This window comes from Streptomyces sp. NP-1717, from assembly GCF_022695985.1.
In the GTDB taxonomy this organism is placed as follows: domain Bacteria; phylum Actinomycetota; class Actinomycetes; order Streptomycetales; family Streptomycetaceae; genus Streptomyces.
Genome location: NZ_JAAPBF010000026.1, coordinates 40,124 through 58,216, shown reverse-complemented (window position 1 = coordinate 58,216; position 18,093 = coordinate 40,124). Strand labels below are relative to the sequence as shown.

The 18,093-nt window shown below is 73.0% G+C and carries 18 protein-coding genes; 12 read left to right on the top strand and 6 right to left on the bottom strand.

Annotated features, from left to right (window positions below; translation table 11 throughout):
* Together GXP76_RS08655 and GXP76_RS08650 are read left to right on the top strand one after the other, a co-directional pair.
* The coding region (locus GXP76_RS08655) for an ABC transporter ATP-binding protein (RefSeq protein WP_242570846.1) at positions 1 to 679 on the top strand (679 nt) is incomplete at its 5' end.
* 211 nt (positions 680 to 890) lie between these two features.
* Positions 891 to 1,907, top strand: a complete 1,017-nt coding sequence (locus GXP76_RS08650; RefSeq protein WP_242570845.1) for a hypothetical protein — start codon at positions 891 to 893, stop codon at positions 1,905 to 1,907.
* A gap of 47 nt (positions 1,908 to 1,954) precedes the next feature.
* Here the strand turns inward: GXP76_RS08650 and GXP76_RS08645 are convergent, their stop codons facing one another.
* Positions 1,955 to 4,228: a S9 family peptidase gene (locus GXP76_RS08645; protein ID WP_242570844.1), complete on the bottom strand. Its 2,274-nt coding sequence runs from the start codon at positions 4,226 to 4,228 to the stop codon at positions 1,955 to 1,957.
* 180 nt (positions 4,229 to 4,408) lie between these two features.
* Here GXP76_RS08645 and GXP76_RS08640 point away from each other — a divergent pair, with 180 nt between their 5' ends.
* From GXP76_RS08640 to GXP76_RS08625, 4 genes are all read left to right on the top strand, one after another.
* A complete protein-coding gene (locus GXP76_RS08640; RefSeq protein ID WP_078075244.1) occupies positions 4,409 to 4,603 on the top strand; it encodes a hypothetical protein in 195 nt (64 codons plus the stop codon).
* A gap of 80 nt (positions 4,604 to 4,683) precedes the next feature.
* A complete protein-coding gene (mshB, locus tag GXP76_RS08635; protein WP_242570843.1) occupies positions 4,684 to 5,586 on the top strand; it encodes an N-acetyl-1-D-myo-inositol-2-amino-2-deoxy-alpha-D-glucopyranoside deacetylase in 903 nt (300 codons plus the stop codon).
* A gap of 185 nt (positions 5,587 to 5,771) precedes the next feature.
* Entirely contained in the window at positions 5,772 to 6,209 is a 438-nt protein-coding gene (locus tag GXP76_RS08630; protein ID WP_242570842.1) for a DUF6113 family protein, read from the top strand.
* Positions 6,210 to 6,415: 206 nt separating this feature from the next.
* Positions 6,416 to 8,551: a hypothetical protein gene (locus GXP76_RS08625; RefSeq protein WP_242570841.1), complete on the top strand. Its 2,136-nt coding sequence runs from the start codon at positions 6,416 to 6,418 to the stop codon at positions 8,549 to 8,551.
* Positions 8,552 to 8,640: 89 nt separating this feature from the next.
* On the opposite strand, the gene GXP76_RS08620 is transcribed toward GXP76_RS08625, so the two are convergent.
* Together GXP76_RS08620 and GXP76_RS08615 are read right to left on the bottom strand one after the other, a co-directional pair.
* Positions 8,641 to 9,486, bottom strand: coding sequence for a transglutaminase-like domain-containing protein (locus tag GXP76_RS08620; RefSeq protein WP_242570840.1), 846 nt, complete (start codon positions 9,484 to 9,486; stop codon positions 8,641 to 8,643).
* Between the two features lie 17 nt (positions 9,487 to 9,503).
* Complete coding sequence (locus GXP76_RS08615) at positions 9,504 to 10,517, bottom strand: GNAT family N-acetyltransferase (RefSeq protein ID WP_242570839.1); 1,014 nt, start codon at positions 10,515 to 10,517, stop codon at positions 9,504 to 9,506.
* Between the two features lie 139 nt (positions 10,518 to 10,656).
* Between GXP76_RS08615 and fdxA the strand changes: the two genes are divergently transcribed.
* Together fdxA and GXP76_RS08605 are read left to right on the top strand one after the other, a co-directional pair.
* Entirely contained in the window at positions 10,657 to 10,983 is a 327-nt protein-coding gene (gene fdxA, locus GXP76_RS08610) for a ferredoxin (protein WP_078075238.1), read from the top strand.
* A gap of 99 nt (positions 10,984 to 11,082) precedes the next feature.
* Complete coding sequence (locus GXP76_RS08605; RefSeq protein ID WP_242570838.1) at positions 11,083 to 12,177, top strand: bifunctional succinyldiaminopimelate transaminase/glutamate-prephenate aminotransferase; 1,095 nt, start codon at positions 11,083 to 11,085, stop codon at positions 12,175 to 12,177.
* A gap of 105 nt (positions 12,178 to 12,282) precedes the next feature.
* Here GXP76_RS08605 and GXP76_RS08600 read toward each other — a convergent pair whose 3' ends face one another.
* Both GXP76_RS08600 and GXP76_RS08595 read right to left on the bottom strand, forming a co-directional pair.
* Complete coding sequence (locus tag GXP76_RS08600; RefSeq protein WP_242570837.1) at positions 12,283 to 12,723, bottom strand: ATP-binding protein; 441 nt, start codon at positions 12,721 to 12,723, stop codon at positions 12,283 to 12,285.
* Between the two features lie 288 nt (positions 12,724 to 13,011).
* Complete coding sequence (locus GXP76_RS08595; protein ID WP_242570836.1) at positions 13,012 to 13,998, bottom strand: hypothetical protein; 987 nt, start codon at positions 13,996 to 13,998, stop codon at positions 13,012 to 13,014.
* 94 nt (positions 13,999 to 14,092) lie between these two features.
* Between GXP76_RS08595 and dapE the strand changes: the two genes are divergently transcribed.
* Both dapE and GXP76_RS08585 read left to right on the top strand, forming a co-directional pair.
* Positions 14,093 to 15,184 (top strand): succinyl-diaminopimelate desuccinylase, encoded by a 1,092-nt coding sequence (gene dapE / locus GXP76_RS08590; RefSeq protein ID WP_242570835.1) that lies wholly within the window; start codon positions 14,093 to 14,095, stop codon positions 15,182 to 15,184.
* A gap of 145 nt (positions 15,185 to 15,329) precedes the next feature.
* Positions 15,330 to 16,079, top strand: a complete 750-nt coding sequence (locus GXP76_RS08585; protein WP_078075234.1) for a TIGR00730 family Rossman fold protein — start codon at positions 15,330 to 15,332, stop codon at positions 16,077 to 16,079.
* 21 nt (positions 16,080 to 16,100) lie between these two features.
* Here GXP76_RS08585 and folP read toward each other — a convergent pair whose 3' ends face one another.
* Positions 16,101 to 16,973 carry a dihydropteroate synthase gene (gene folP, locus GXP76_RS08580; protein WP_242570834.1) on the bottom strand — a complete coding sequence of 291 codons (873 nt, stop codon included), beginning with the start codon at positions 16,971 to 16,973 and terminating at the stop codon, positions 16,101 to 16,103.
* A gap of 171 nt (positions 16,974 to 17,144) precedes the next feature.
* Between folP and GXP76_RS08575 the strand changes: the two genes are divergently transcribed.
* Both GXP76_RS08575 and GXP76_RS08570 read left to right on the top strand, forming a co-directional pair.
* Complete coding sequence (locus GXP76_RS08575) at positions 17,145 to 17,498, top strand: DivIVA domain-containing protein (protein ID WP_242570833.1); 354 nt, start codon at positions 17,145 to 17,147, stop codon at positions 17,496 to 17,498.
* A complete protein-coding gene (locus GXP76_RS08570; protein ID WP_308354120.1) occupies positions 17,495 to 18,091 on the top strand; it encodes a DNA-3-methyladenine glycosylase I in 597 nt (198 codons plus the stop codon). The genes GXP76_RS08575 and GXP76_RS08570 overlap by 4 nt, the downstream gene beginning before the upstream one ends.
* Positions 18,092 to 18,093 lie beyond the last annotated feature (2 nt).

Sequence of the window (18,093 nt, the reverse complement as noted above, 5' to 3'; positions counted from 1 at the left end):
GGACGTCGTGGGACTGAACCCGGAGTACATCAACAGGTACCCGCACCAGTTCTCCGGCGGCCAGCGCCAGCGCATCGGCATCGCACGCGGACTGGCGCTGCGGCCCGAGGTCATCGTCGCCGACGAACCCGTCTCCGCGCTCGACGTGTCCGTGCAGGCACAGGTCATCAACCTGATGGAACGGCTCCAGAACGAGTTCGACCTGAGTTACGTCTTCATCGCGCACGACCTGTCGATCGTCCGGCACATCTCCGACCGGGTCGGGGTCATGTACCTCGGGCGGATCATCGAGATCGGCACGGACACCCAGATCTACGACCACCCCACCCACCCCTACACGCAGGCGCTGCTCTCCGCGGTGCCGGTGCCCGATCCGGCGGCCCGCGTCCACCGCGAACGGATCATCCTCACCGGTGAGGTGCCCTCGCCGGCGAACCCGCCGTCCGGCTGCCGGTTCCGTACCCGCTGCTGGAAGGCGCAGGAGCGGTGCGCGCTGGAGGTGCCGCTGCTGGCCGTGCCCGCGGTCTTCCGGGGGACGGAGGGGCCCGCGGAGCACGACTCGGCGTGCCACTTCGCCGAGGAACGGCAGGTGGTGCCGGCCACGGCCGGGCCCGGAGGGGCTGCCGGGACGGAGGGCGAGGGCGGTGAGCAGGGGCAGGATTTGGACAAGGAGAGGTGATTGAGACGTCAACTCCGTTGACACGCAGGAAACTCGGCCGACGCCTGGCCGATATACGGACGGGTCACATTGGTCGACGTACGGCCGTGCGGGTGCCGTTGGACCGGCCGGGATCCTGAGGTCCCGGCCGGTCGCCCGCCGGGCGGGGCGCGAGCGCCGGGGTACCGCCGGTGCCCTTGTTCTCGCGGCGTTCAGCCGGGACCATCGCAGTGTGATATTCACCCGCGGGGCTCGGATCACCGGCGCTGTCCTGTGCGCCGCGCTCGCCGCCGTCACCGCCGCGTGGATCGTGCGGGACCTGCTGGAGACGGAGAGGCCCGTCGACCTCTGGTGGTTCTGGGCCGGTCAAGGCGAGATCCGGGCGGCGTCCCCGCCGGTGACCTCACTGCTCGACCCCGTGCTGCTGGCCGTCCACACGGTCGTGGCCGTCACCGTCATGCGCTCGGCGGTGGCCGCGTCCGCGCTGTTCGCCGCCGGCGCCCTCACGCTCGCCGTCCGGCTGCCGGGCCTCTGGGTGCTCGGCTCGTCGTGGATGGACGGCCGGGCCCCGGACGATCTGCGCACCCGCGCCCTGCTCTGCTCCTTCGGCGTCCTCGCGGCGGCCGTCGTACTGATCGTCACGGCCGTGGCCGGGCGCGGAGTGCCGGACTCCGCGTACGCGCTGACGCCGACCCGGCCGGCGCAGGGCGTCGCCGTGACCGCCTTCCTGCTGCTGGGCGCCGCGGCGGGCATCTGGGCGGCCTGGGAGGTCTACTGGGGGCAGCGGCTCGGCCTCGACGCGTATTTCGACCGTGTCACCGGCGAGTCGGTCCTGATGCCCCTCCTCGGCACTCCGCCCGGCTGGCTGAACGCGGCGATCGTGCTGCTCTGCCTCGCGGCGGCCGTGGGGGCGCTCTTCGGCACACCGTTCTCACGGCCGCTCGGCATGGTGGCCGCGGCGCTGCTGACAGGGCTCGGCGGGGCGGCTCTCGCGACGGCTCTGCGGTACGAACAGCTCGACCGCTTCGGCGAGTTGACCACCGTCGAACAACTCTCCCTCGCCAGCCTGCTGTTCGGGCTCGGCGCGGGCACCCTGGCGCTGTTCGCGCTCGCCCGCAGGGGCGAGGAGGACATGCCGGGGGCGGGGGCCCACGGACCGGCGTGGGGGCAGCCCGAGCCGCAGAGGTACGGACAGGGCGGCGGCGGATTCGGGCCGCCACCGCCCTCGTCCCCGCCGCCCGGTTGGTGAGGGCGGCCGGCCGGACGGCGCGGAGGACCGGGTGAGGGGCGGTGCCCCTACGTCATCCCGAGCGAACGCTTCAGGAAGTCCACCTGGAGCAGCAGCAGGTTCTCCGCGATCTGCTCCTGCGGCGTCATGTGCGTCACCCCGGTCAGCGGCAGCACCTCGTGCGGGCGGCCCGCGGACAGCAGCGCCGACGACAGCCGCAGCGTGTGCGTCATCACGACGTTGTCGTCCGCCAGACCATGGATGATCATCAACGGCCGCGCGGGGTCCGCCGGCCGCGACAGCCCGTCGTCGGTGACCAGCGAGTTGGCCGCGTAGACCTCGGCCGCCGTCGCCGGATCGCCGAGATAGCGCTCCGTGTAGTGGGTGTCGTACAGCCGCCAGTCGGTGACGGGCGCGCCCGCGATCGCCGCGTGGAAGACGTCGGGGCGGCGCAGCGCGGCGAGCCCGGCGAGGTAACCGCCGTACGACCAGCCGCGGATGGCCACCCGCGAACGGTCCAGCGGGAACCGCTCGGCGAGCGCCTCCAGCGCCTCGATCTGGTCGTCCAGGGTGAGCGCCAGATTGTCCTTGACCGCCTTCTCCCAGCCGGGGGAGCGGCCGGGACTGCCCCGGCCGTCCGCGACGACGACGGCGAAGCCCTGGTCGGCGAACCACTGTGACGTGAGGTACGGATTGTGCGCGGCCAGCACGCGCTGTCCGTGGGGCCCGCCGTAGGGATCCAGCAGCACCGGAAGCGGACCGTCCGACTCCTGGTACGCGGTGGGGAGCAGAACGGCGCACGGAATTCGGTGTGCGCCCCCCTCCGTGAGTTGTACGCGCGGGGTCAGATTCGGCTGCTGTGCGTAGGAGGTGACGACGGCGAGCTGCTTGTCCTCCCTCAGCACGCGTACCAGTGTTCCGCTGACATCGGGCCGTGCCGACGCCATCACCGTGACCCCGCCTACGCGGACGGCGGTATGGACGCCCACACCCTCCGAGACGCGCTCAGGGCCCCACGGAGCGGCTTCCCCGGCCTCGTCCCCGCCGCCGGGCACGGGGCCGCCGTCCCCGTAGGGGACCCGGTAGACGTGGATCTGGCCGGTCTCGGGCGACTCGGCGGCCACACCCGCCGCCGCCGACACCAGCACGTCCCGTTCGCCGATGTCGAGCACCGCGCGCAGCTGCAGCTCCGGCCCGGTGAGGGCCCGGTCGCCGACGAACAGCACCCGCGCGCCGTGACCCGCTCCCGTACCGTCCCCGCCGCTCCCGCTCTCCCGGCCGGTCCCGCCGTTGTCGGTGTCCGCGCCGCTCTCGCCGTCCGGGATGTCCACCACGCGCACCAGTTCGCCGCCGGGCGTCAAGGCCGGTACGCCGGAGACCAGTTCAAGCCAAGCCGGGTCCTTCTCCTCGTGCAGGAGCCGCGTCTCGCCGCTCTCCGTGTCGACCGACAGACAGCGCTGAGCACGCTGGTCCCGCTCCTGGACGAGCAGCAGCGGCTCGCCCGCCGACGACCAGTGGACGGCCGCGAGATACGGCGACCGGGTCCGGTCCCAGACCACCTCCGTACGTGAACCGTCGAGCCCGATCAGGAAAAGCCGCACGTCAGCGTTGGGTGTGCCCGCCGAGGGATAGGCGATCGCCGCCGGTTCGCGGTCCGGGTGCGCGGGGTCGGCGATCCACCAGCGCTGGACGTCCGCCCCGTCGACCCGCGCTACCAGGAGCCGGTCCGACTCCGGCGACCACCAGAATCCGCGTGAGCGGGCCATCTCCTCGGCGGCGATGAATTCGGCCAGACCATAGGTGGTCCGGCCGTCCTCCGGAGCCGCCAGCGCGCGGTCGCCGTCCCCCTCGGCGCCCGTCACCCGCAGCGTGCCCTCGGCCACGTAGGCGATGTGCCGCCCGTCCGGCGACGGCCGCGGGTCGATCACCGGTCCCGGTACGGGCAGTTCGCGTGAAGTCCCCGCGCGCAGCTCGGCGGTGAACAGCCGCCCCGACAGGGCGAAGGCCGCCAACTCGGCGGCGCCGTCGGTCGCGTAGCCGACGATGCCCGCGGACCCCTCACGGCTCCGCTCCCGGCGGGCGCGCTCCTCGGCCGAGAGCTCCTCGGGCGTGCCCGCCATCAGGTCTTCCGGGTCGGCGGCGATCCGCTCGCGCGCCGTACCCGATCCGTCGTCGAGGTCGAGCACCCACAGACGGTTCGTACGGTCCGTTCCCGAGGCGGACCGGAGGAAGACCACCCGCGAACCGTCGGGGGACACCGTGAAGGCGCGCGGAGCACCGAGCGTGAACCGCTGGGTCCTTGCGTACTGGCGAGGAAACGAGAGTTGTTGCCCTGAGGTCATACGACCGAACCTAGCGTCCGTCCCAGCCGTTCGTGCGCCCCCGTGTGCTGCCGTGCACCGATCGATGCGTTCCGCCGGATAGTTATGATCCATAGCGCCAAGTGGGTATGTACCCGCCGGCACATGCGTGTTGCTCGTCCCGATCGAATATCCGCCGAACATCTGTGGAGGTGAACCGCCGTGGCACTCTCGATTTCGGCGGTGGTGCTGCTGGCGATCATTGTCGTCCTCTTGGTCCGGAAATCCGGGCTGAAAGGTGGACACGCGTTCGTCTGCGTCTTACTCGGCTTCTACCTGGCCAGTTCCTCGGTGGCTCCCACGATCACCGAACTGACCAGCAACGTGGCGGGGATGATCGGCGACATCCAGTTCTAGATCTTCGGGTTCCCGCCCGTGCTCACGCGCGCCCGCCCCGCCGGGCGCCCGCATGAGGACTCGCCTCGTACGCTGTGCGCATGACCGATCTTCCCGAGCGTCGTCTGCTCCTGGTCCACGCGCACCCCGACGACGAGTCGATCAACAACGGCGCCACGATGGCCAGGTACGCGGCCGAGGGCGCCCGGGTCACCCTGGTGACCTGCACACTCGGTGAGGAGGGCGAGGTCATCCCGCCCTCGCTCGCCCATCTGGCGCCCGGCGGCGAGCCGACGGGTGCCCCCGGCGCGCTCGGGGCGCACCGTGAGGGCGAACTCGCCGCGGCGATGCGGGAACTCGGCGTCGGCGACCACCGGCTGCTCGGCGGCCGTGGGCGGTACCGCGACTCCGGGATGATGGGTTTCCCGCAGAACGACCGCGAGGACGCCTTCTGGGGCGCGGACGTGGACACCGCCGCCGCGTACCTGGTCGAGGTCGTCCGCGCCGTACGGCCGCAGGTGCTGGTCACGTACGACCCGCACGGCGGCTACGGCCACCCCGACCACATCCAGACCCACCGCGTGGCCACGCGCGCCGCCGAACTGGCCGCCGACGCGGGCTTCCGGCCCGCGCTCGGCGACCCGCACACGATCGCGAAGATCTACTGGAACCGGGTGCCGCGCTCGGCGGCCGAGGAGGGCTTCGCCCGACTGCGCGCCTCCGGGCCCGAGTTCGGGGGCGTCGCGGACATCGGGGACGTCCCCGGCGTGGTGGACGACGGCGAGATCACGGCGGAGATCGACGGGACGGCGTACGCGGCGCACAAGGCCGCGGCGATGCGCGCCCACGAGACCCAGATCGTTGTGGACGGAGCCTTCTTCGCGCTCTCCAACGGCCTGGGGCAGCCCCTTTTCACCACGGAGTACTACCAGTTGGTGAAGGGCGCCTCCGGCGCGGACGCGGGCGCACGTGAGACGGATCTCTTCGCCGGGGTGGGCGTGTGAGCGGGCGTGAGGGCGGGCGCGGGGGTGCGGAACGCACGGGCCGGCCGGGTCGCCCGAAGGCGACGAGCGGTGCGGGGGAGACGGCCGGTGTGGGGGAGCCGGGCGGTGCCCAGCGGGCGTCCGGTGCGAAAGGTGGTGCCCGTGCGGGTGCGACGCGCGCCAGCGCGGCTACTCGTGCGGGTGGTGTGACAGGCGGTGCCACCGGTGCGGGAGGGGCGGGGCGCGGCGAGCCCGGCGCCTGGCTCGCGACCCCGCCCAGACCCGGCCGCATCGCCGCGTACCTCGGTCTCGTGGTCCTCGGTCTGGTGGTCGGCACGGCGGGCGCCCTGGTCCAGGGCGGCCTGTTCCCCGGCGGTCTGATCCTCGCGCTGCTCGGCTCCGCGGGCCTCTTCTACGGAGGCCGGACCGCCACCGGGACCTCGCTCGGCGTCGGCGCCCCCGCCGCGGGCTGGCTGATCGCCGTCATCGGCCTGAGTCTCGGCCGCCCGGAGGGCGACGGGATTTTCGCCGCCGGACTGGGACCGGTCGTCTACCTGCTGGGCGGTGCGATGGTGGCTGTGATGTGTGCCACCATGTCGCGGTCACCGCAACCGGTCGCCGAGTCCGGCCGACTTGGAAAGTGACGAGCCCTTCCCGTACCCGTCGGCCCGAATTGACCCCCTCCGTACGGTCGGTGGAATAAACGCTTCCCCCGGTCGTCGGGTGTGGTCCGGCGCAGGACAGTATGGTGGTGCGCGCTCCGGGCCGTCCCCTGGCCTCCGGCCTGGGGGACCCACACAGTTGAGTACCAGTAAGAACGGGCGGCGGAGCCAACCCGGGAGAACTTGCTTTGAGTCGTGAAACTGACAGTTCGTCCTCCGGTCCCCAGGGGCGCGGCGGAGCCGCGTACCCCTCGGGCACACCGCCGTACGGATCCCGCCAGTATCCGTCGCCGCACCCTGAGCAGGACGCTCCGGAGGAGACAGCCGAGGCCCCGGCCCAGCCGGGTGAGCCGAAGACCGAGACAACGCTGACCACACGCATCCGGATCAACATCCCGGGTTCGCGGCCGATTCCGCCCGTCGTCATGCGTACGCCCATGAGCGACACCGCCGCCGGTCCGTCCGGACAGGGCGGCCCGGCAGCTCCGCCGGAGCCTCCGGGCCGGGCCGCGGACGACACGGGCGGCGCGCCGCGTTCCGGCGCCGGTCCCGACACCGGCGCGCCCGACGCGGACGCGCCGGCGGCCGACAAACCCGCGACGAGCGACTGGTTCGCGCCGCGCAAGTCCCCCGGCGGGGGCACGCTCGGCGGCGCCATGGGCGCGGGAGCCGCCGCGACGGCCCCCGGACCCGGCACCGGCGGCGGCGGGCGGTCCGACCTGCCGTACGGCTCCGACCCCGGACCGGACACCCGGGGCGGTGCGGGCGTGCCGCGCCCGCAGGCCGCGGGCGGCAACGCCTTCATGCCGCCGGGCAGCGGCGGCCCCCCGGCGTCCGGCTCCGGCGCGCCGGACGGACCGACCACGGGCCCGGCGAGCGGCACGTCGTCGCTCGCCTTCCTGGACCTGCCGCCGGGCGCCGACCTGGGAGCCTCCCCGGCCCCTCCGGCACCGGCCGGTCGTGACGACCGGGACGACCGCGGCGGACGGCCGCGCATGTCCGACGACACCGCCATACTGACCCCGCAGCAGCAGGTCCCCGAGCCCGCGGGCGGGCCCGGCCCGCACGTCTCGGGCGACACGCTGACCAGCGGTATCCCGGTGGTGCCCTCGGAGAGCCGCGCGCCGTTCCCGTCCGCCGGTTCCCAGACGGGCCCGGTGCCGCGCGCCGACCTGTCCGGGGGACGGCTCCAGGACGGCCAGCTGCCCGCGCCCCCCGGCGGCCCCATGTCCGCCGGGCCCTCGTCCCACGGAGGCGGCAACTCCGACTTCTCGTCGCCGGACTTCCCCGGCCCGCCCGGACCGTCGGCCGGGACGCCCGCAGGCCCCGGCTCCGGCCCGGCGCCCGCGCGGACGACGAGCCCGCCTCCCAAGAAGAAGGGGCGCTCCAAGCTGATGGGCGCCGGCGTGGGCATCGTCACGCTGGTGGCGATCGCCTACGGCGCCGGACTGCTGCTGAACCACTCCGACGTGCCGAAGGGCACCACCGTCCTCGGTGTGGACATCGGCGGCGGCACCCGCGACGACGCGGTGGACAAGCTCGACGCGGCGCTCGGCAAGCGCTCGACCGCACCGCTCCAGCTCTCCGTCGGAGGCAAGAAGGAGGAGCTCGGGCCCGACAAGGCGGGGCTCAGCCTCGACAGCCAGGCCACGGTGCGCAGCGCCGCGGGCAGCGACTACAACCCGGTCTCCGTGATCGGCTCGCTCTTCGGCGGCGAACGGGTCACCGAACCGGTGATCCCCGTCGACGAGGAGAAGCTGCGCGTCGCGCTCACCGACCTCGCGGGCGACTCGGGCTCGGCGTCCGACGGCACGATCAGGTTCGAGCCGGGCAAGGCCGTCCCCGTACCGGGCAAGGCGGGCAAGGCACTTGACGTCGAGCGCTCGATGATCTCGGTGAAGGACGCCTACCGCGCCCAGGTCGAGACGGGCGAGCCCAACAGCGTCGAACTGCCCATCAGTTCCCGCGAACCGACGATCGACCAGGCCGAACTCGACCGTGCGATGAAGGACTTCGCGGAGCCCGCGATGTCCGGTCTGATCACGATAAAGGCGGGTGGCAGGCAGATCCAGTTCGGCCCCGACCGGTCGCTGCCGCAGATCCTGTCCATGAAGGCGATCGACGGCAAACTGGTCGAGGTCTACGACCGGGGGGCGATCGAGGAGCTGCTGGACGGCGTCTTCGAGGGCCTCACGATCACCAAGGCCGACGGCAAGGAACACCCGCTGTCGGCGGCGGACGTGGCGCAGGCGATGCAGAAGCCGCTGCTGGGCACGACCCCGGAGGAGCGCACCGCCGAGATCGATCTCGACCCGCAGGGTTAGGACCCGGTCGCACATCCCCGAAGCGCCGGACGGACCGCACGGTCCGTCCGGCGCTTCGGCGTCGGCCGGCCGGTGGGCCCCGTCCGCCGTCAGTTCAGCATCGCGCGGGCGGCCCGCGCCTTGTGACGGATCATGTCCGCCGTCGACGGCTCCACCGCCGCCACCACCTCCGCGTACTCCTCCATCTCGGTGGCCCCGGCCAGGAACTCCCCGCGCCGCACGAGCAGTTGGGCGCGCTCGTAACGGAGCCGGGCCGGATGGGACGGGAGCAGCAGGCTCAGTTCGACCCCCCACAGCGCGACATCGCCGCGCTCCGGGCGGGTCGACGCCCACGCGCGGATGTTGTTCAGGATGCGGACCACGACGTGCAGCGGTTCGGCCGGACTCAGCATGGAGGGCTCCAGAGGGGCCCCTGTCGCCCCCGTGACCAGCGTCTCGGTGTCCTGCCGCGTCAGGAGCCTGCCGCCCGCGTACGGGTCCACCAGGACCTGCTGGTCCGGTTCCTCCGGCACGCCGAGGCCGACGACGAAGTGGCCGGGCAGCGCCACCCCGTACACCGGCGCCCCCGCGCGGCGCGCGACCTCGGTCCACAGCACGGACAGCAGGATCGGCAGCCCGCGCCTGCGGCGCAGCACCTCGTGCAGCAGCGAGGCCTCCAGACGCCGGTACTCGCCCGGGCTGCCCCGGAACCCGAGGCGCGTGCCCAGCAGGTCGGCCAGCGCGGTGGCCCAGGCGCGCGGTCCTTCGAGACCGAACGGCAGCATCCCCGCCAGCCGGTCGAGTTCGATCTGCGCCGCGTCGAGCCCGGCCTCGTCGAGCGCCGCGTCCGCCTCCGTACCGATGAGGAGGCAGAGCAGCGCGACATCGGGGCGCTCGGCGCGGGCCTCGGCGGCGAACAGGCTCCGCCGGGCGGTCGATGACGGTTCAGGTTCCATGGCCGGTCCGTGGCTCCTCACGCGGCTCGGAAGTGGTGGTACAGGTGATGCGTGGTGAATCCCATGCCCTCGTACAGAGCGCGGGCCGCGTCGTTGTCCGACTCCACCTGGAGCCACGCCGCGGACGCGCCCTCGTCCAGGGCGCGCCCGGCGAGCGCGCGCATCACCGTGCTCGCCAGCCCCTGGCGCCGCCGCGCGGGATCGACCTCGACGGCCATGAAGCCGGCCCAGCGCCCGTCGACGACACACCGGCCGATCGCCGCCGGTACGCCGTCGTCGCCGTCCACCGACGCGAACCACACGGACGGCCCGCTGCCGAGCACCCGCAGCACGTGCGGACCCGGCTCCTCGAAGCGCTGGTAGCGGCGGAGCCACGCCTCGTCGCAGACGCGCTCCAGCCGTACGCGCGCGCCGGACGCCGGGCCGGTCCCCGAGGACGGCCCGTCCGCCAGCGGCGCGAGCGCGCCGACGCGCGTCTCGGCCGTCACCTCCCGCACCCAGCCCCGCGCCTCCAGTCCGGCGCAGAGCGGCTCCTGCGTCCCCTCGCCGCCCGTGGCGGCCTGGATGTACGCCGGCAGGTCCCGGCGGCCGTACCAGCTCCGTACGCGCCCCAGGGCCTCGTCCAGGGGCATTCCCGGCTCACCCAGCGGCAGCGCCGAGTTGGCCCGCCGGGTGAATCCGCCCGCCGCCCGCAGTTCCCACTCGCCGAGCGCCTCCCGCTCGACGGGCTGCCACGCCCGCGCCGCCACCCGGGTCAGCTCCCGGAAGGATGCGGCGGGCCCCCGCCGCCTCGCCGGGGCGGCCGGGACGACCTTGCCCGCGACGAGCGAGGACTCCGCGATCCGGACCGTCTCACCGGTGCGGCGTGTGACGAGGACCACACCGTTGTCCCAGGATGTGAGAACACCGACCGTGTCGGTGAACTTCTCCGCGCCGTCGCCGGCGCCGGTCAGACGGCGTACCGATACGCGTCTGCCCACGTCAGCGGGGGTGATACGGACCTCCAGCCGTGCCCCGGTCGTGAATTCCACAGCTCTGTGCGCCCCTCCTGTGCGGATCGTGCCCAGGAACGGAGATACTAGGTCCGGGCATCGACGACGCCGCGCTCCCGCGCGCCCGTGGACGGAGCCGCAGATGGCCCGCCGCGCCCTATCGAGGAGGAACGACAGCGTGACCTACGTCATCGCGCAGCCTTGTGTGGATCTCAAGGACAAGGCGTGCATCGAAGAGTGCCCGGTCGACTGCATCTACGAGGGCTCCCGGTCCTTGTACATCCATCCGGACGAATGCGTCGACTGTGGCGCCTGTGAGCCGGTCTGCCCGGTCGAGGCGATCTTCTACGAGGACGACACCCCGGAGGAGTGGAAGGACTACTACAAGGCGAACGTGGAGTTCTTCGACGAGCTCGGTTCCCCCGGTGGCGCCTCCAAGCTCGGTCTGATCGAGCGTGACCACCCCGTCATCGCCGCACTGCCGCCGCAGCCCCAGAACGACTGACGGGCACGGCTCCCGGTCCCGTACGGCACGCCGCCGTACGGGACCGCGGTGTTTTCCCCGGCGTACCGAAAAGTGAGCAGTGTCGAGAAAGTGAGCACCGTGTCCGCAGTCTCTTCGCGACTTCCGGTCTTCCCCTGGGACAAGCTGGAGCCTTACAAGGCGACAGCGGCGGCCCACCCGGACGGCATCGTGGACCTCTCCGTCGGGACCCCGGTCGACCCGGTCCCGGAGCTGATCCAACGCGCCCTGGTCGGTGCGGCGAACTCGCCCGGCTACCCCACGGTGTGGGGGACGGCCGAGCTGCGCGACGCGCTGACGGGCTGGGCCGAACGGCGGCTCGGCGCGCGCGACGTCGCGCACACCAACGTCCTTCCGGTGGTCGGTTCCAAGGAACTGGTGGCCTGGCTGCCGACCCAGCTCGGCCTCGGCCCCGGCGACCGGGTCGCCCATCCGCGGCTCGCCTACCCGACGTACGAGGTGGGCGCCCGGCTGTGCGGCGCGGAACCCGTCCCCTACGAAGACCCGACCGAACTCGACCCGGCGGGCCTGAAGCTGCTCTGGCTCAACTCGCCGTCGAACCCGACCGGACGGGTCCTGGACAAGGCCGAGCTGACCCGGATCGTCGCCTGGGCCCGCGCGCACGGGGTGCTGCTCTTCAGTGACGAGTGCTACCTGGAACTCGGCTGGGAGGCCGAGCCCGTCTCCGTGCTCCACCCGGACGTCTGCGGCGGCTCGTACGAGGGCGTCGTGGCCGTCCACTCGCTCTCCAAGCGCTCCAACCTGGCCGGCTACCGCGCGGCCTTCCTCGCGGGCGACGCGGCCGTCCTGGGCGAACTGCTCCAGATCCGCAAGCACGGCGGCATGATGACGCCGGCGCCGGTGCAGGCGGCGACCGCGGCGGCGCTCGGCGACGACACGCACGTCGCGGAGCAGCGGGCGCGGTACGCGGCCCGGCGCACCGCCCTGCGCGCGGCGCTGGAGGGCCACGGCTTCCGGATCGAGCACAGCGAGGCGAGCCTGTACCTGTGGGCGACGCGCGACGAGCCGTGCTGGCGGACGGTGGCGCACCTGGCGGAGCTGGGGATCCTGGTGGCGCCCGGCGACTTCTACGGACCCGCGGGGGACAGCTTCGTACGGGTGGCGCTCACGGCGACCGACGAGCGCGTGGAGGCCGCGGTCAAGCGGCTCGGCTGAGACTCCGTACGAGGCCGGCGCGCGCCGGCCTCGTACGTGAAGGGGCCCGGGGAGCATGCACTCCCCGGGCTCCTTCACGTACGCGTACGTCCCGACCGGCTGGGATCAGCCGAGGGGCAGGGTGTTGACGGGGAGCTTGCCGGTGGGCAGGCCGCCACCGAGGGAGTCGGTCGGCAGACCGTTCTCGGTGGCGGACGTCGCCGCGTCGCCGAGGGTCTCACCGGCGCCGCCGGCGGCCTGACCGGCCGCCCGCTGGGCGACGGGGGTCGCCTTCCTTGCGACGCCGCCGAGGGTCTTGCCGGCCGCCGGGACGGAGGAGGCGACCGCGTCACTGCCGGCCTCGCCCGCCACGCCGGTCGCCTTCTGGGCGCCACTGTCGAGGGTGCTGCCGAGGGCGGCGCCGTCCAGCTGGGAGACGCCACCGAGGTCGGCGGCCTGCGGGAGGGTTGCCGCGCTGGCGGAGCCGGCCGCACCGACCACGGGGGCTGCGCCCGCCGCGACAAGCAGCGCGGCACGGGCGATCCGACGGGTCAGGGGGAGGGACATGATGCTCCTTCGACGGGAGAGGAAATTGTCGTGTCCAGTGAGCGGACGCAGTGACAACCCCTCGGAGGGCACCGGAGGATGCGGTGTACAAAGGTAAAGAATTAGTAATGCGTCGCATTATCGGGCATGGATAAAAACGGTCAAAGGATCCTCGCCGCAGAAACTTGGCGAACCGTCACTTCTCTTTCGGGGCAAGGGATTTGCCGCCGTGCGAGGGAACCGCCTGGTGAGACGCCGCAATGCCGCCCGGATCCGCCGTGACTAACCCGTCCGGGCGACCTCGTCGTGCTACTGCGCGATACGAATTCGAACGTCGTTCGCGGCGGATTTCTCCGGACCCGATTGGCCCTCCGTCTTCCGCCAGCCCTGGCCGGACTTCGCCGCGCTCCACACCCGGTTCCCGATCGAGACCTCGGCGATCCGCAGATCGGCGGAGTGCGCGACGGCCCAGTGGGCGAATTCCCAGCCGCGGGCCCGGTCCGAGCCGCCGACCGGCACCTCGACCTCGACCGGCCCCTTCGCCCCGGCCCGCCCGTCGGCCTGTTCCCCGGCCTGACCGTCCGCCTGACCGCCCGCCTCGCCGCCCCCGGCGGCCGGGTCGGCGCCCTCGCTGCCCGGCAGCACCTCCGGCCCGAAGGCGCGCGACAGGGCCGCCCGCACCTTCGCCGGATCGCCCGGTTCGCCGTCGCTCGCGCCCGTGCAGGTGAGCGTCGCGGCGGACCGGCCGGTGAGCGCGGCGGACAGCAGCGTGGCGTCCGGCTCGTGCTTCGCGTACGCCTGCGGGAAACCGCTGCGCTGGACGCGCTGCGCCGCCTCCGTGAGAGGCAGCCGCGAATAGCCGGGCACCTCGGCGAGACCCGCGTAGAACTTCCCCGCCGAGTAGACCGGGTCGAGGATCTGCTCGACCGTGCCCCAGCCCTTCGAGGGACGCTGCTGGAACAGACCGACGGAGTCCCGGTCGCCGTAGTCGATGTTGCGCAGCGCCGACTCCTGGAGAGCGGTCGCCAGGGCGATCGTGACGGCGCGCTCGGGCATGCCGCGCGTGGTGCCGACCGCCGAGATCGTGGCGGCGTTCGCGGCCTGCTCAGGGCTCATCTCGTAGGTGGGCACGTCGCCGTCGGACGACTCGGCGGCCCGCGCCGTGCAGCGCGGCGGGCCCGTGTCGCCGGACACGTACCGCACCGCGACGTAGCCGGCCAGCGCGAGGAGCACGGTGAGGGCGGCGGCGAAGCGCAGGAGTCGCCCGCGGCGGGGAGGGGAGGCGGTCTCGGACACGCAGCACACGGTACCGGCACCGCCGGCCGGCGGGACCCGTCCGCCCGCCGCCTCCCGCGCCCGCCGGACACGGGCCACGTCGTAGGGTCTGGCCATGCCCGAAACGAAGCCTGGAACCGTGCTGGACCTCACGCTGGACGCCCCGGAGCTCACCGCCCGGCTCGTCGACATCCCGTCCGTCAGCGGCGGCGAGAAGCCCCTCGCCGACGCCGTCGAGGAGGCGCTGCGCGCCCTGCCGCATCTCACCGTCGAGCGGTTCGGCAACAACGTCGTGGCGCGTACCGACCTCGGACGGGCCGAGAGAGTCATCCTGGCCGGGCACATCGACACCGTCCCGATCGCGGACAACGTGCCCTCCCGGCTCGACGAGAACGGCATCCTCTGGGGCTGCGGCACCACCGACATGAAGTCGGGCGTCGCCGTCCAGCTGCGCATCGCCGCGACCGTCCCCGGGCCCAACCGCGACCTCACCTTCGTCTTCTACGACAACGAGGAGGTCGCCGCCGACCTCAACGGCCTGGGTCATGTGGCGGCGGCCCGCCCCGATCTCTTGGAGGCGGACTTCGCCGTCCTGCTCGAACCCTCCGACGCGCAGGTCGAGGGCGGCTGCCAGGGGACTCTGCGGATCCACCTCCGTACGGAGGGCGAGCGGGCGCACTCGGCGCGCAGCTGGACGGGGTCCAACGCCATCCACGCCGCCGCGCCGATCCTGGCCCGCCTCGCCGCGTACGAGCCGCGCCGCCCGGTGATCGACGGACTGGAGTACCGGGAGGGCCTGAACGCCGTGGCGATCGAGGGCGGCGTGGCGAGCAACGTCATCCCCGACGCGTGCACCGTGGTGGTCAACTACCGCTACGCGCCCGACCGGGGCGAGGAGGAGGCGGTGGAGCACGTACGCGCCGTGTTCGCCGACTGCGGGGTCCGGGAGTTCGTCGTGGACGATCACTCGGGCGCGGCCCTGCCCGGCCTCTCGCACCCCGCCGCCGCCGCCTTCATGGCGGCCGTGGGCGGCAGCGCCCGGCCCAAATTCGGCTGGACGGACGTCTCACGCTTCGGCGCGCTCGGGGTGCCCGCGGTCAACTACGGCCCGGGGGACGCGCTGTTCGCCCACAAGCGGGACGAGCACGTGGCCGTCGAGCGGATCACGCACTGCGAGAACCGGCTGCGGGAGTGGCTGACCTCGTAAGGAGGCGTGGGCGGTCGGTCCGTACCCGGCCGGTACGCGGCCCCCGGGAGCGGGGGAGTCGGACCGACCGCCGGAATTTCGCCGTTTGTCACCTCCATGGATCTACGCTGGCCGGGAACTGGCACAGCAGCGGAGGGAGCAGTCCATGGGCAGTCCTGAGGAAGCACGGAAGCCGGACACGCAGCGACTCGGGCCGGTGCTGCGTCGCCGGGACCAGGTCCAGCCGGGCACCACCGACCAGCGGCTGCTGGACACCGAGGGCGACTCCGAGTGGGTGCACACCGACCCCTGGCGGGTCATGCGCATCCAGTCGGAGTTCGTGGAGGGCTTCGGCGCGCTCGCCGAACTGCCCGGCGCCATCAGTGTCTTCGGCTCGGCACGGACCCCCGTCGACTCACCGGACTACGACGCGGGCGTCCGGATCGGCCGGGCACTGGTCGAGGCGGGTTTCGCGGTGATCACCGGCGGCGGCCCCGGCGCGATGGAAGCGGCGAACAAGGGCGCGCGGGAGGCGAAGGGCGTCTCCGTAGGACTCGGTATCGAGCTGCCCTTCGAGCAGGGGCTCAACCCGCACGTCGACATCGGTGTGAACTTCCGCTACTTCTTCGTCCGGAAGACGATGTTCGTCAAATACGCCCAGGGGTTCGTCGTTCTGCCCGGCGGCCTCGGCACGCTGGACGAACTGTTCGAGGCGCTCACGCTGGTCCAGACGCGCAAGGTGACGCGCTTCCCGATCGTCCTGTTCGGTACGGCGTACTGGACCGGGCTCATCGACTGGCTGCGGGACACGGTCGTCGCGCAGGGCAAGGCGTCCGAGAAGGACCTGCTGCTGTTCCATGTCACCGACGACGTGGACGAGGCCGTGGCGCTGGTCACCAAGGAGACCGGCAAGTAGCGGCGTCCGCGGGGCCGGCGGTCAGGCAAGCCCCCGGCGGGCCACCGCCGGGGGCCGGTGGCCCGCGATGGACGCCACCATGTCCAGCACCTGCTTCGTCTCGGCGACCTCGTGCACGCGGTAGATCCGCGCGCCGAGCCACGCCGAGACAGCCGTCGTCGCGAGCGTGCCGATCAGCCGCTCCTTCACCGGCTTGTCGAGGGTCTCGCCGACGAAGTCCTTGTTGGACAGCGAGACGAGCACCGGCCAGCCGGTTCCGGCCATCTCACCGAGCCTGCGGGTCGCCTCCAGCGAATGCCGGGTGTTCTTGCCGAAGTCGTGCCCCGGATCGATCATGATCGCGTCCCGGCGGACGCCCAGCTCCACCGCCCGCTCGGCCAGCCCGAGCGTCACCCGGAGAATGTCCGCGAGCACGTCGTCGTACGCGATCCGGTGCGGCCGGGTCCGGGGCTCGGCCCCGCCCGCGTGCGTACAGACCAGGCCCGCGCCGTACCGGGCCGCGACCTCGGCGAGCGCCGGATCCACCCCGCCCCAGGCGTCGTTGAGCACATCGGCGCCCGCCTCGCAGACGGCCTCACCGACCTCGTGCCGCCAGGTGTCGACGCTGATCACCACGTCCGGATACCGCCTGCGGACCTCGGCGACGAAACCGACCGTGCGGCGCGCCTCCTCCCGTGCCGTCACCTCGTCGCCCGGCCCCGCCTTCACACCGCCGATGTCGATGATGGCGGCGCCCTCGGACACCGCCCGCTCCACCCGGTCGAGCGCGGGCTGGTCGCGGAAGGTCGCGCCCCGGTCGTAGAAGGAGTCCGGCGTCCGGTTGACGATGGCCATGATCACCGGTTCGTACGCGTCGAACTCGCGCCGCCCCAGCCGCAGAGTGCCGCTGCTCATCCCCTGGTCACCACCCGTTTCCGCCGCCCGTTCCGTCGCCGCCGACCTTAGGGCCTGTCTTCAAAGTCCCGCCGGGCCCACCCCCGGCTCGGACCCGACCGACCGACCCTAACTGTCACCGCCGCATGGCACGATCGGCACCGGACGTTTTCCTGCCCCGGGGAGAAGCACGTGTTCTTGTTCTTGCTCGTCGCCATGGTCGTGGTGGTCGCCGCCGTCACCCTCGCGGTCGTGGGCGGCGGCGACCGCGAGGTGCTGCCGGAGTCCGCGCCCGAACAGCTCGTGGACCCGCTGCCCGCGACACGCCCGGTGGGCCGGGCCGACATCGAGGCCCTGCGGCTGCCGGTCGCGCCCCGCGGCTACCGGATGGCCGACGTGGACGAGGTGCTCGCCAGGCTCGGAGCCGAGCTGGCCGAGCGCGACTCCCGGATCGCCGAGCTGGAGTCCAGTCTCGCGGGCGCCCAGGCGACGGCGGTCGCCCGGCCCGACCTCTTCAAGAACCCGGGCACGGAGGACCTGCGGTGACCGACGGCGGCGCGGTGGCGGGACCGGACGGCGAGCTGCGCTGTCCCTGGGGCCTGTCGACCGAGGACTACATCACGTACCACGACGAGGAGTGGGGCCGCCCCGTCCACGGCGACGACGCGCTCTTCGAGCGGCTGTGCCTGGAGGCGTTCCAGTCGGGCCTCTCCTGGATCACGATCCTGCGCCGCCGCGAGGGCTTCCGCCGGGCCTTCGCCGGATTCCACATCCCGGCGGTCGCCGCGTTCACCGACGCGGACGCCGCCCGGCTGCTGACCGACGAGGGCATCATCCGCAACCGCGCCAAGATCGACGCCACGCTCGCCAACGCGCGCGAGCTGGCCGGCTGGTCCGACGGCGAGCTGGACGCCCTCATCTGGTCCTACGCCCCCGACCCGGCGACCCGCCCGGTGCCGAAGACGACCGGGGACGTCCCGGCGGTCACCGACGAATCGACCGCGCTGGCCAAGGCGCTCAAGAAGCGCGGCATCCGGTTCGTCGGCCCGACGACGGCGTACGCCCTGATGCAGGCGTGCGGCCTGGTCGACGACCACCTGGCCGAATGCCTCGTCCGCGGACAGCTCAACGCGGGCTGAGG